Source organism: Flavobacteriaceae bacterium HL-DH10 (assembly GCA_031826515.1).
Lineage (GTDB): Bacteria > Bacteroidota > Bacteroidia > Flavobacteriales > Flavobacteriaceae > Thalassobellus > Thalassobellus suaedae.
The window spans coordinates 2554250-2568617 of sequence record CP134536.1 but is presented as its reverse complement, the minus strand read 5'-3'; the positions used below and the strand labels follow the sequence as shown (position 1 = coordinate 2568617).

General features: G+C 33.6%; 10 protein-coding genes. 5 read left to right on the top strand and 5 right to left on the bottom strand.

Annotated elements, in window-relative coordinates:
• Positions 1-2 precede the first annotated feature (2 nt).
• Both RHP49_11005 and RHP49_11000 read left to right on the top strand, forming a co-directional pair.
• Complete coding sequence (locus RHP49_11005; GenBank protein WNH11431.1) at positions 3-1967, top strand: SusF/SusE family outer membrane protein; 1965 nt, start codon at positions 3-5, stop codon at positions 1965-1967.
• Positions 1968-2034: 67 nt separating this feature from the next.
• Complete coding sequence (locus RHP49_11000; protein ID WNH11430.1) at positions 2035-4827, top strand: alpha-amylase family glycosyl hydrolase; 2793 nt, start codon at positions 2035-2037, stop codon at positions 4825-4827.
• A gap of 130 nt (positions 4828-4957) precedes the next feature.
• Here RHP49_11000 and trxB read toward each other — a convergent pair whose 3' ends face one another.
• The gene (gene trxB, locus RHP49_10995) at positions 4958-5938 is read right to left on the bottom strand and encodes a thioredoxin-disulfide reductase (protein WNH11429.1); all 981 of its coding nucleotides are present in this window, start codon (positions 5936-5938) and stop codon (positions 4958-4960) included.
• 169 nt (positions 5939-6107) lie between these two features.
• Between trxB and RHP49_10990 the strand changes: the two genes are divergently transcribed.
• Positions 6108-6578 carry a hypothetical protein gene (locus tag RHP49_10990; protein WNH11428.1) on the top strand — a complete coding sequence of 157 codons (471 nt, stop codon included), beginning with the start codon at positions 6108-6110 and terminating at the stop codon, positions 6576-6578.
• 3 nt (positions 6579-6581) lie between these two features.
• On the opposite strand, the gene RHP49_10985 is transcribed toward RHP49_10990, so the two are convergent.
• Entirely contained in the window at positions 6582-7610 is a 1029-nt protein-coding gene (locus RHP49_10985; protein ID WNH11427.1) for a LacI family DNA-binding transcriptional regulator, read from the bottom strand.
• Between the two features lie 158 nt (positions 7611-7768).
• Between RHP49_10985 and kduI the strand changes: the two genes are divergently transcribed.
• Positions 7769-8611 carry a 5-dehydro-4-deoxy-D-glucuronate isomerase gene (gene kduI, locus RHP49_10980; protein WNH11426.1) on the top strand — a complete coding sequence of 281 codons (843 nt, stop codon included), beginning with the start codon at positions 7769-7771 and terminating at the stop codon, positions 8609-8611.
• Positions 8612-8622: 11 nt separating this feature from the next.
• Positions 8623-9414, top strand: a complete 792-nt coding sequence (locus RHP49_10975) for a gluconate 5-dehydrogenase (protein ID WNH11425.1) — start codon at positions 8623-8625, stop codon at positions 9412-9414.
• A gap of 363 nt (positions 9415-9777) precedes the next feature.
• Here the strand turns inward: RHP49_10975 and RHP49_10970 are convergent, their stop codons facing one another.
• The 3 genes from RHP49_10970 to RHP49_10960 form a co-directional block, all read right to left on the bottom strand.
• Positions 9778-10137: a hypothetical protein gene (locus RHP49_10970; GenBank protein WNH11424.1), complete on the bottom strand. Its 360-nt coding sequence runs from the start codon at positions 10135-10137 to the stop codon at positions 9778-9780.
• 129 nt (positions 10138-10266) lie between these two features.
• Positions 10267-12636 (bottom strand): hypothetical protein, encoded by a 2370-nt coding sequence (locus RHP49_10965; GenBank protein ID WNH11423.1) that lies wholly within the window; start codon positions 12634-12636, stop codon positions 10267-10269.
• A 157-nt stretch (positions 12637-12793) separates the two neighbouring features.
• Positions 12794-13813 (bottom strand): O-antigen ligase family protein, encoded by a 1020-nt coding sequence (locus tag RHP49_10960; protein WNH11422.1) that lies wholly within the window; start codon positions 13811-13813, stop codon positions 12794-12796.
• Positions 13814-14368 lie beyond the last annotated feature (555 nt).

Below are 14368 nucleotides of genomic sequence, written 5' to 3'. Positions count from 1 at the left end.
TTATGAAAAATATACTTTACAAGATATCAATAATTCTAGTAGCACTTTTTGTATCATGTACAGAAGACGTAGAATTTAGTTCCGATACTGAAGCTTTAAATGGTTTTAGTATTGTAGAAAGTACCGATTCAAGTTATGTGTTAAATTCCGGCACACCAGAAAACACCATAGAACTGACTTGGAATAATGCCATTCCAGGAGTTTCAAAAACACCAACATATAAAGTTCTTTTCTTTAAAGCAGGTTCTGAAACACCAGAATTTGTGAGCTTTCCATCGAATAATAATGGTAAAGAAAACAAGTTGACTTTATCTTTTGCAACCACTGATGAAGCCTTACAAGCTGCCGGTTATGCTGCGGCTGAAACAGCGGAATTACAATGGCAAGTAGTGGCAACAAATGGTGATGTTGAAGTTGCAACAAGTATGAATAACATTGAAATTGTTCGATTTTCAACAAATGGCGTTAAAAACTTCAATTTACTATTACCTGACAATAATAATACTATTAAAGCTGATATTTATGGCAATCCAAATGGTGAAGTGAATTTTTCTTGGGAAGAAGCCTCTACAACCACTGGTAGCGGAACTATTGAGTATACTTTATTGTTTGATGAATTAGGTGGTGACTTTTCAGATCCATTGAAATCGTTTCCTGTTCCTTCAGGGACTTCTTTCACGATGACTAATACTCAAATAGGAACAGAGTTTTCTGGTAATACAAATGTTATATGGACTGTAAAAGCTAAGATTAGTGATGATGTTTCTGAATTAAAGGCAGAAAAGAAATATTTGAATTGGGATATTTTTGTCATTAACGAATTATATTTAGTTGGAAACCATAATGGATGGGATAATGCAACAGCCAATGCATTTACCAGTAACGGTAATGGAGGCTTTGAAATTCAATTAGATTTATCGGCTAATGATGAGTTTAAGTTTCTGCCTACTCTAGGATCTTGGGATGGCGACTGGGGTGAAGACCCAAATAATCCTGGTAAACTAATTCAAAATGGTGAACAAAATTTAAAAGTGCTTACTGCAGGAACCTATATTATAACGGTCGATTTCCCATCACTTTCTATAACAGTAAAAGAATTTACTGCACCAGATAATTTATATATGGTTGGATCCATTAATGGCTGGGATAATGGTAGCGCTATTCCGTTTTATAATGACAATAATGGAGTTTTCTCTTTAACTTATGATTTTAATGCTAACGATGAATTTAAATTCTTACCAGTTTTAGGTTCTTGGGATGGTGATTGGGGTGAAGACCCTTCAAATGCTGGAGGTTTAATTCAAGATGGTGAGCAAAATATAAAAATCACAGATGCTGGAAAGTATGTAGTTATTGTTGATTTTAATAACTTAACTGTTCAAGTATCACCAATTAATAATTTATTTTCAGTAGGATCGCAAAATGGCTGGAATAATGCAGATGCTTCACAAAAATTTAATACTACTGGCAATGGGGTGTTTGTAAGGTTGCAAACCTTTGATGCAGGTGCAGAGTTTAAACTATTACCCATTTCAGGTTCTTGGGATGGTGATTGGGGTGAAAATCCTAATACTCCAAATAAGTTAGTGCAAGACGGAGAAAATAACATCCCTGTCACTAATGCGGGGACTTATATGATTATTATAGATTTCAACACCCTATCCTTCAACCTTACAGAAGCACCAGCTGATTTATACTTAGTGGGCTCGCCAAATGGTTGGAATAATGGTACGGCACCTCAATTCACTAAAGTATCAGAAGGCGTCTTTGAAATTAATCAAGCCTTAGTGTCATCAGATGAATTTAAGTTCTTACCTGTTCAAGGCTCTTGGGATAATGATTGGGGAGTAAGTTCAATGTATCCAGGTATGTTAGTTAGAGACGGAGAAAGTAATGTGAAATCTCCAGGAGATGGTACGTATAAAATTACGGTGGACTTTAATAAAGGTATAGTGACTGTTCAATAAATAATTTAACTAATGATTTAAAAGGGCTGTACAATGATGACAGCCCTTTTTTTCAAAATATAATACTATGAAAAAAATTATATTTTTAATTAGCTGCTTTTCATTTTTGTTTTTATCTGCTCAGGAACAGCAAGTAACCATTAACATTGATAAAATCGCTTTTTCAGCGAATGATCAAGTCACAATTACGGTTTCTAATGTTGATCCCACATTATGGAATACAGGACAACCAGATAATATTTATATCTGGGCTTGGTCTTTCGATTTAAATGGTGCTGAAGCTGGGGATTCTCCAACTAATGGCTCTTGGAACGATTCCAATGCATTGCAGCAACTTACAAATAATGGAAACGGAACCTATGGATTTACATTTACTCCAAGTTCATTATTTGGAACAACAAACATATCAAAGATTGGCTTTTTGCTAAAAGCAGATAATGGCGCATCAACAGGTAGTGGTGATAAAAAATCTCAAAACCTTTTTCTAAATCTTGCCATAAATGAACTGACTTTAGCGGCACCTAGCAATTACCTTACGGTGGCTAATTCTGGAACGTTAATTAATATTTCAGCGACTACCAATCTAACTTCAGATTTCACTTTAAAAGCAAATGGAGCATCTGTAAATACCGCAAATGGAACCAAAAATTACAGTTTTGATTATACGTTAACTTCTGATGTCGATTTTGTACTTGAGGCAAATGATGGTAGCAGAACGATTTCTGAATTTTTTAATGCTAGGTTAACACCAAGCAGTCCAGTGCCTTCGGGTATGTTAGACGGTATTAACTTAGATTCTAATGATAATACGAAAGCAACCTTAGTTCTATATGCGCCGAATAAATCCACAGTGCATGTCATAGGTAATTTTAACAACTGGCAGGAAAATGCAATTTTCAAAATGAATAAAGATACTGCTAGAGATAAATTTTGGATTGAATTAACTGGATTAACACCAAATACAAACCATATGTATCAATATTTGGTTGATTCCACGATTAAAGTTGCAGATCCGTATTCAACGACTATTTTAGATGAGTTCAACGATTCATCTATAAATGCAACCACATATCCTAACTTGCCTTCTTATCCTACGGGTTCTACAAATCACGCTGTAACTTTATTAAGGACAGGAGATCCTGATTATTCTTGGCAAACAACTAATTTTCAACCACCAGCAAAAACAGATTTAGTGATTTATGAATTACTTATCCGAGATTTTGATGAGTTACACAGTTTTGATGCTATAAAGGCACGTTTGGATTACATTCAAGATTTGGGTGCAAATGCTATTGAATTCATGCCTGTTAGTGAGTTTGATGGAAATAAAAGTTGGGGATACAACCCTTCTTTTCATATGGCGCTGGACAAGTATTATGGAACACCAACGGCTTTTAAGCAATTTATTGATGAATGTCATAACCGAGGTATAGCAGTTGTATTAGATGTTGTTTACAATCACGCAACGGGTCAAAACCCTTTTTATCGCCTTTGGAATACAGATAACGGGGGTTATGGAGGACAGGCTTCTGTCGATAATCCGTTTTTCAATCAAACAGCAACGCACTCTTATAGTGTTTTTAATGATTTTAATCATCAATCTGAAGCGACTAAAAGTTATGTTGAAAGGACTGTAAAATACTGGATTGAAGAATATAAAATTGACGGTTTTAGATGGGATTTAACAAAAGGGTTTACACAACTTTGCACATCTTCAGATGAAAATTGTACAAATGAATTTAAAAAGGATAGGGTAGATGTTCTAAAAGAATATGCCGATTATCAATGGGCAATGGATTCTGATTTTTATATCATTTTTGAACATTTAGGAGGTATTGATGAAGAAAAGCACTGGGCAGATTATCGTGCAAATGAAGGTAAAGGTATCATGCTTTGGAATAACTTAAATGGTATTTATAATGAGGCGACCATGGGATACCATGTTAATAACCAATCTAATTTCTCAAATGTATCTTATTCAGTAAAGGGATTTGATGGACCTTCCGCGGTTTCTTATATGGAAAGCCATGATGAACAGCGTTTAATGTATAAGAATCTTCAGTTTGGTAATTCAAACGGTGGTTATTCAGTTAAAACAGCAAATACTGCTTTAGCAAGAATACAAACGGCAGGGGCTTTTTTCTTTACAGTTCCAGGACCAAAAATGATATGGCAGTTTGGAGAATTGGGTTACGAAGTCGATATTGATTTTAATGGTAGAACTGGAGAAAAACCTATTCGCTGGGAGTACTTTTCTAACCCAGATAGAAAGGCAATATATGATACATGGTCGCGACTAATTTACTTAAAACATAAAGAGCCTATTTTTAATACCCAAAATTTTTCCATGGATTTAGGCAGTACAAATGGTCTTAAAAGCATCCATTTAACTTTAGATTCTGCAACTGGAAATGACATTAAACATATTACAGTATTAGGTAATTTTGGAGTTACCCAGCAATCTATTGATACTAACTTTCAAGAGGGTGGAATCTGGTACGATTTAATGGACGAAACAGGAAATACAACCATAAATGGTTCTACAACATCATTAAGTTTGGCGCCTGGTGAATTCAAGGTTTTTGGAAACAACCCTTCGGCGTTATCTGTTAATAGCTTTGAAAACGATTTAAACATACAAGTCTACCCTAACCCTGCAACAACGTCATTTCAAATAAACAAAGCGATAGAGGTTCTTTTAATATATGATATTACTGGAAAAGTCGTAAAAACATTTAAAGGCTCTTTTGCAAAAGGGTATTCTTTTAATATTTCTAATTTACCTGCTAGTATTTATTTAGCAAAGGTTAGCAGTAGCATAGAAAACACAACTAATTTTAAAATTGTGAAATTAAATTGATTAATAGCTAATTATTTTAAAATGTATCCCAAATAATTGGGATACATTTTACTTTTTTAAATGAATTATACATGACCTTTCTACACTCATTATAATTGATTCCTACCTCAGCTTTAATTATTATTATATTCTAGTTGTAATTTGAAGTAGACACCTCAAAAGTAGAATCTTTAGCTGCTAAATAACGTTCTGCGTCTAATGCAGCCATACAACCAGTTCCTGCTGCTGTAACAGCTTGTCTGTAAACATGATCTGCAGCATCACCAGATACAAAAACGCCTTCAATATTTGTTTTTGAAGACCCAGGCACATTTATTATATACCCTGTTTCATCCAAGTCTAAAAATCCTTTGAAAATATCTGTATTTGGCTTATGTCCAATAGCTACAAAAAATCCTGTTACTGGAATTTCAGTTTTTTCATTTGTTTTATTATTAAAAACACGAACACCTGTAACCACTTGATCATCTCCTAATACTTCATCGGTTTCTGTATTAAATAAAATCTCTATATTCTCTGTATTTTTTACTCTGTTAGCCATAATTTTAGAAGCTCTAAACTCATCTCTTCTAACAAGCATAGTCACTTTTTTACAAAGTTTAGACAAATAATGCGCTTCTTCACAGGCTGAATCACCAGCTCCTACAATAATCACTTCTTGATTTCTATAAAAGAATCCATCACAAACAGCACAAGCAGACACACCGCCACCAAGCTTTAAATATTTTTGTTCAGAATCTAATCCTAAATATTTTGCAGAAGCTCCTGTTGATATAATTACAGTATCACAATGAATTTCTTTCTCATCATTAACCCAAACTTTATGAACATCTCCTGAAAAATCTACTTTTGTAATCCAACCATCACGAATATCAGCATCAAATCGTTGAGCTTGTGCTTGCAATTGCATCATCATTTCTGGACCTGTTACACCTTCTGGATATCCAGGAAAATTCTCAACTTCATTAGTTGTTGTTAATTGACCTCCAGGTTGCGTTCCTTGATATAATATAGGGTTCATGTTAGCTCTGGCAGCATATATTGCCGCTGTATAGCCCGCTGGACCAGAACCTATTATTAAACATTTTGCTTTTTCTATTGTATTAGACATAATCGCTATTAAATTTTATAAAACAAAAGTAGAATTTTTGATTAAAACCTTACCTATAAGTTATCAACAGTTTTTATATATTCATAATTACTTACTATTAAAAGAAACAAGATATTTATTTTTTTCGTAAATTGTAGAAAACCAACGACTAACTATTTAAACTTAAATCATGAAAAAATATTTATTTATCATCTGCATCGTTCTGTTTTTTTCTTGTAAAGACAATACTGATTCAACAAACACAAATGAAAACATTAATAATACTGAAACTAAAGCAACTTCTTTACAAGGAGCTTGGGAGTTAACTAGCTTTTTAAACTATAGAGAAGATGGCTCTGTGGACACCATAAATTCTTCCAACTCTTTTAAACAAATGAAAATGTATTCTGAAACTAAAGTAATGTGGAGCAGGTTACGTACTATGGATTCACTTGATTGGTTCGGTGTTGGGGATTACACCTTTAAAGACGGCATATTAACCGAAGTTTTAGATTACGGTTCTAAAGCTATGAATAGTCGTATAAAATCAAAAAAGAATTTTATTTTCAACATACTACTTGATAAAGATAAATTTACCCAAATTGAATTCGATAGTATTGGAAAACCTATATATGCGGAAAACTATTTAAGGGTAAAATAAATTTTATTTTCTTTTAGATGAATCCCGTTCTATTAACTTTGATTCTAAAATAATGGTTTGACCTTTTTTTGGGATACTTTTGTTAGTAATATGCTCTAACAACAAGTCTATAGCCAACTTCCCCATTTCAAATCCAGATTGGTCAATTGTTGTTATGGATGGTTCTATAACTCTAGAAACAGGTTCATTACTAAAACCAACTATAGCAACATCTTCTGGTGTTTTTATATCTTGCTCTTTCAAATATTTCATAGCACCGATTGCTGCTAAATCATTAGATGAAAATAATCCATCGATCTCCAAACCTTTTTCTAACAACTTTTCTATACATTCATAACCATCCTTCTCCATAAGTCTAGAACTTAATATATACTCACTGTTAAATGAAATACCATATTTAGATAAAGCAGCTTGATAACCTTCAAAGCGTTTTTTATAAATTTCTACTTCTAATGGACCAGAAAAATGAACGATATTTTTACATCCTTTAAGTATTAAATGCTCTGTAGCATCAAAACCTCCTTTAAAATCATCTATAATGACACTACTATAACCAGGTATTTGACAATGTCTATCAAAAAACACAAGAGGAACACCGCTTCTTTTTAATACTTCTAAATGATTATAATCAATTGTTTCCATAGAAATTGAAATTAGCAAACCATCTACCCTATTTGAAACTAACCCATCTACTATTTTCCTTTCCCTATCTAACTGATCTAAAGATTGACAAATTATAACATTATACCCTGCCTGATACGCAGTTTCTTCTATACCCTGAATTGCTGAGGAAAAAAAATGACGAGATATTCTAGGAACAACAACACCAATTGTATTGGTAATATTTTTACGTAAATTTGAAGCTAGTAAATTACGTTGATAACCTAATTCTTCTGCTTTAGCCAAAATAATTTTCTTCGTATCTTCCTTTACTTTTGGACTATTATTTAATGCTCTAGAAACAGTTGAACTATCTATTTTTAAAGCCCTAGCTATATCATGAATTGTAGGCTTATTGATTTTATTAATCACTTATTTTAATTAATTAATATTATTGTTTCAAACAAATATAAGTATTTATTTAAATCCAATCGATTGGATTTAAATAAATACTTATATTTGCATAATTTCCATTATTACTATTAGCATAGTAATAAAATAGCTAACACTTAAAACATAATTCCAAAATAATGAAAAGCAATTACGAAGTTAGATATGCTGCATCTCCACAAGATGTAAAATCATACGATACTAAAAGACTAAGAGATGAATTTTTAATTGACAATTTAATGAAACCTGATGCATTAAATTTAGTCTATTCTCACTATGACAGATTTATTTCAGGAAGTGCTGTACCTGTTAATACTACTTTAAAGCTTGAAACCATAGACCCCTTAAAAGCAGAGTATTTTCTTGAAAGAAGAGAGTTAGGTATTATTAATATTGGAGGTTCTGGAACTGTAACAGTAGATGGAACTGATTATGAATTAGATAATAGAGAAGCTCTATATGTTGGACAAGGAAATAAAGACATTACTTTTTCTAGTAAATCGTCAAGTAATCCTGCCATGTTTTATTTAAACTCTACACCTGCTCACAAAGCATATCCCATTAAAAAAATTGGTATTGACGAGGTTGAAGTTGTTGAATTAGGAGCTCCTGAAACAGCAAATGCACGTACACTAAGAAAATATATCGTAAATAGTGTGGTTAGTGTTTGTCAATTACAAATGGGTATGACAGAACTTAAATCGGGAAGTGTATGGAATACAATGCCAGCGCATGTACACGACAGAAGAATGGAAGTATATTTCTATTTTGACGTTCCTGAAGATCAAGCTGTTTGTCATTTTATGGGACAACCTCAAGAAACTAGACATATTTGGATGCAAAATCATCAAGCTGTAATTTCTCCAGCATGGTCTATTCATTCAGGTTCTGGTACAAGTAATTATACTTTTATCTGGGGAATGGCTGGTGAAAACTTAGACTATGGAGATATGGATCATTGTAAAATAAACGAATTAAAATAAAATAAAAAATTATGTCAATAAACTTATTTGACCTTACAGGAAAAGTTGCCTTAATTACAGGTGCTGTACACGGACTAGGAATGGCTATGGCAAAAGGTCTTGGTAATGCAGGAGCTACAATAGTTGTAAATAACAATTCTGCAGATAAATTAACTGAAGCTGTTAATGAATATAAAGCTTGCGGACTAGATGCTCATGGGTATGTATTTGATGTTACTGATGAAAAAGCAGTCATTGAAGCCGTTGCTAAAATTGAAGCAGAAGTAGGCCCTATAGATATCCTTGTAAACAATGCAGGAATCATCAAAAGAACTCCAATAGTTGATATGGAGGTAACAGATTTCGAATTAGTGCTTAAAGTAGACCTTGTAGGTCCATTTATTGTATCTAAACAAGTTGCCAAAGGAATGATTGAAAGAGGTGGTGGAAAAATCATTAACATCTGTTCAATGATGAGTGAATTAGGAAGAACTTCTGTTAGTGCGTATGCTGCTGCTAAAGGAGGTCTTAAAATGCTAACAAGAAGTATGGCTACAGAATGGGCTAGATTTAATATCCAAACAAACGGTATTGGTCCAGGTTATTTTGCGACTACACAAACAGCTCCTATTAGATTAGATGGTCACCCTTTTAATGATTTTATTATTAATAGAACACCTGCTGCTCGTTGGGGAGATCCTGAAGATTTACAAGGTGCTGCTATATTTTTAAGTTCTAAAGCAAGTGATTTTGTAAACGGACACGTAGTATATGTTGATGGAGGAATTCTTGCAACTATAGGAAAACCTTCTAACGAAGAATAAATTATTTAAAAAAATTAAAAGAAAAAGCCTTACTAAAATTAGTAAGGCTTTTTCTTTTTTATTAAGTCGGGGTGGCAGGATTTCTTAATAACCTGCAACTATTTGTTTTTCAGTATTTTAAACACTTTTAATTTAGTATGGTTCACCGAATTGCACACTAAAGTCAAAAAGAACTATTTAAAAACAAAATTTGTTTGTTTTTGGTTATATAAAGACACAAAATTTATCAATAAATATTGGCTGTACAAATTTTAAGTTTCCAATGGCATTGGCTGCATTTCTGAGTGCGATTTTAAGTCGATTGGCTTAATAATCTCCGTTTTAAATAGCTCACTTTCAACGTTTTTTTTCGCACATAACCACTTAATTTAGATTATTATCAAAACTTAGCCACCACTGCCTTTTATTTTCATCAATAGTAAACACATGCTCTTCATTTCCTTTGGTGTGATTTCTTAACCAGAACAAGGCATTTGCCGGCGCATTATAAAAAAGAACCGTATCTTTGGCTGTTTGACGCCCAAGGGACTTCCAGTCCCTATCCCAATAGAACAATTCATATTCCTCTCCAATATTTATATGGTTATCATCATTTCGTACCTGAAATTCAATAAAGCCAATAGATGTAGGCTCCTCAAGCTTCAACCCTAACGTAAAATCTTTTCCCCCTGAAAACGTTAAGGGATAATCATCAAAAACACCATCCCCCCATTCTTGGCGCATATTGTTTTCTTTGAACACTTCTCCTTTTAATAATTCTCCTTTTTTATTATAAAAAGCCAGCTTGGCCAGAAAGGATTCTTTTCCTTTCGAAAAAATTTGTATCTTATCAATTTTTAACCTCAGAGGTTTTTATTCTCTTTTTCTAACGTGAAATTCAAAGGTTTGTCTTCCTAATTCGCCATTGCCACTTACACCTTCTATAACGCCTATAAATTTGGAGTTGATACTGGAAACACTAAATTCTAATTGGACTTCTCCTTTACTATTGGTCAAAATATCAGGTTTCCAATACAGCGTGTTTCTATAATCTGGAAAACCATCGGTTTGTTCTGTTTTATCATATATTGGATTATAAAATTCTTTTTTAGTATAATACCCTTTTGTCTGTATTATATTAAACTTTTCTAAAAGATACGCATCTGTTAATTTTGGATAACGGTATGCTGGAAGTTCAGGGTTTCTAAACACTTGCCCATCGACAGGAGCAACCCCTGTAACAAATTGCCCTCCTTCCTTAACTTGGAGCTCTAAATATACTTCTTCTTCTACGGGTCTTTTACTATTATCACCAAAAGAATGAATTGGGCAATTAAAATAATTATCAAGCTTGCATACGTAATCGACGCCAGCCATTTCTAGCTTAGCCAAACTATCCAATTTTGCTAAATATTTATCTCTTTTAACAACACCTCTTTTCTTAGCTACTAGTTCTATTTCGTCTAATTTAATGGCATCTTTTATAGATTGCCATTTAAGTGTTTTAGTTTCGTTGACTTCTCTTTTCTCTGTAACTGGTTCTATTGGGTAGCCATAATCCTTTAGTTTTTTTATGTTATTTATGGTCATAAAAGGATTTTTAACAGAAATTAGTACCTTATCCTTTTTTGTGCCAAAATGTTTAATAAATAACCTTCTACCCATTTTTAAATGGGAAGGCTTTAAAACAAACTTGTTATTAGTATCTAAAGGGACCATTGATTTGATTTGTTCTTCAAGCGGATCATAAACAATTATAAAACTTTGCTCAGGGCTCTTTTTACCTTTCTTTATATAAGTAAACTCACCTTCTACCCCATTAGTTAACTGTGTTGTTTTTAATGTGTTTTGTGATTTCAGGTTTTGCTCTTTCCATCCATAACACCGCCATCCTTGGGTTAAAAGCAGTAAGTCCAATCCCTGATATCTATTGGTGTTCTCTGGATTAAAATAATAACTTGGGTTGTATAACCTCCCTTTTAACTGGGCAGATAGGTGGTAATGGCTCTCTATAGTTTTAGAATCTTCTAGGTTATTATAAAACGCATCAAAAACGCTTAATCCTAAATGGGCAACTACAGGGTTATTGTGTTGATCGGTTACTTTTAACTTTAATTGGACGTTGCCTTTGATTAAGTATTCTCCTTTATCTAATACTGCCTTTATGTTTAACTTTTGGTCTTGGTTTACATACACAAGGCGTTCTGCCACAGATTCAAGCTCTTGGTCAAACAAGGTTACTTCCGCTATGCCTTGGGGAATATCTTCTAAAGGAATTTTTATTAGCCTTTCTTTGGCTATTGCTACTTTGGCAACACTATACGCCACACCTCTCACTTGAACCCTTAGATACACCGTTTCTTTATGGCTTGTGTTTTTTGAAACTTTAAAGGTTAAATTCTTTTTGGTATTACCAACCAATTGTAAAACATAACCTTTGGTTTTTATAGCTGGTAAAGTATATTGTTTTTTTATACTTGTTGAATCCAGTTCTATATAATAGTGTTTGCTGTTATCTGGAATAAAGCTAAAGCGTCCCATACCAGCATGCGTTGTTTTAAAACTGATTTTTGGGTTATTGTTCTCATACAAGGTTCCCGATACTGTTTTTGGATGCCCTTGGGAGTCTACAGCTTTAAAGGCCACGGTACTTGTTATTCCAGAGACTAAATGACCGCCTTCCGGAAATACCTGAAAATCGATGGTGGTTTCTTTGGTTTCTGTTTTTACAAAAGTGTCCTTATTTTTTGATTGATGGTAGTCTGTAATGTTCTTTACGATCTGCAACTCACGAATAGACGTTATAGGCTGTTTATCATTATAAAATGAATAAGGTGTATAAACGGCTAGAGTGTAACTTCCTTCTTGCAAGGTGTCTTGCACATAAATGTGTCCGTTTACAAAACCGTTTTCTATTTCATACTTTTCTTCCCAAACAGCTTTTTTTGTTTGGCTCTCTAAAAGCTGAACATACAGGGTTTTGCTCTGTATTGAAGGCGTTAAATATTGACTGTTCAGCACATGGCCCTTAAACCATAAATCTTCTCCGGTTTCATAAATGCCTTTACTGGTTTGTACATACACAGACTCTGAAGCATGGTTTTTTGATAACTCGTGCAATTGATTTGCTAATTGGTCGGAGGTGTTTTGTGCATGTAACAACATGATTGGTAGAAGCAATAAGACCAAAGAAAGGTAATTTCTGTATTGGGATAAGTTAATGTCAATTAATGTGTTGCGCATAATTACTTGTTATTAATGTTGTTTGTCATTATTATTTGTATCAATAATGTTCCTCATTTCCGCTTTTATCTCTTTGATAGCTGTTGAGGACACTTTAACTTCCTTTTTTAATATATCCCTTGCTAATACAACCGCTTTGTTTTTTTCTCTGTTTTCATCATAAAGTTTTACTAGTAAATACAATGGATAAAATCGTGACGGCATGGTAATAAGCAGTTTCTGCTTTATCGTATTGTTTCAGTCCTTTATAGGCATCGCCTAAAGCTGTTTCTATAATGGTTGTATTCAAATGCTGCTTTGCTTCTTCCAAAATCCCAACGGCTTTACCGTATTGCTCCGCTATAGATAGTGCTTTACCATAGTTCATTAAAAAGTCTCCTTCTTTCCTGAAAACAGGGTAGGCTTTTGCATAATCTTCCAAAGCGCCATCATAATCTCCATATCGATACTTATTTAGAGCGTTTTGCCAAGTCTCAAAGCCCCTGTCCAGGCTATTTGCGTATTCAACGCCTTTTACAATTCCGATGGTTCCTAGAATAAAAACGGTTGCTTTAAAAAATACAGGTATATGTGGTTTATTTTGGATATTTAAAATTTTATACTTTCTTCTATCCAGGACCGATAAAAATCCCAAAAGAATGACAATTATCATTTTTATGGGCAGTATTTGCATAGGGTATGAAAAAAGGGCAAAACCACTTATTGCAAGCAGTCCCGAGAATGAAATCGCTACCATGAATTGCTCCTTTTTGTCCACATTGACTTTAAATAGCGCATATAGGAACAGGGCTAAAAACACGCCTCCCGTAAGGCCATTTTCCACGGCATATTGCAACCATTCGTTAAACGCATAATACGTATTATCGGCGACCAAGGCTTCTGGGGTCTCGCCATTTTTTTCAAAATAATCCGCTTGGTAGTTCATGTAGTTCGCCTTGAACCTATCGAAATCTACTCCAAAAACGGGAGCGTCTGCCATGATTTCCGTTGTTACTTTCCAAATAAATGCACGCCCATCGGACGAATCTTTTTTAAAGTGATAAATACCAAATAGCCCTGCACCAACGATCCCTATGGAAGCCATTATTAAAATGCTTTTTTTTAGTCCGTTACTGTTTTTAAAAAAGACACTTAAAATATGGTACCTGTACTCTATTAAAATAATGCTGCTCAGCAATATGCCCAGCCATTAGGATCTGGAATAAGTCGCAGGGATTACCAGCACAATACATATTATTCCCAATAAAGGGATGTATTCAAAAAGAGCTAGTGTTATCCTATATATAGCCTTTGATCTGCTTTTTATTTGTACATGCCCAAAGACATTGTCCTTAAACAGGTACATTCCAAACGCAATGGGCCAGACCGCCGTTAGAAAACCGGCATACGGACCTGGTTTAAAAAAACTCCCCGTTATTTTAAACCCCGAATGGTTTGAAGGGCAATAGCCTAATAATTGTAAATTACCATAAACGGCCTGTACAATACCAGAAACAACGATAGCAAACAAAAGCCAGATAATACTTTTAGAAGGCATATTTCTTAATATTACATATAAAAGCCCTAATCCTAATAATTCTATAAATCGGATAGAAAACCCATAATTGGATTGTAAAATATACCTGTTGACAATGATAAAAATGAATATTGCAGAAACAGAAATATCAATCTTTGATGTTTTTAATGAAAGTATTTTGCTTTTGTTGAAGACTATATTGAATAAGTAAAAACT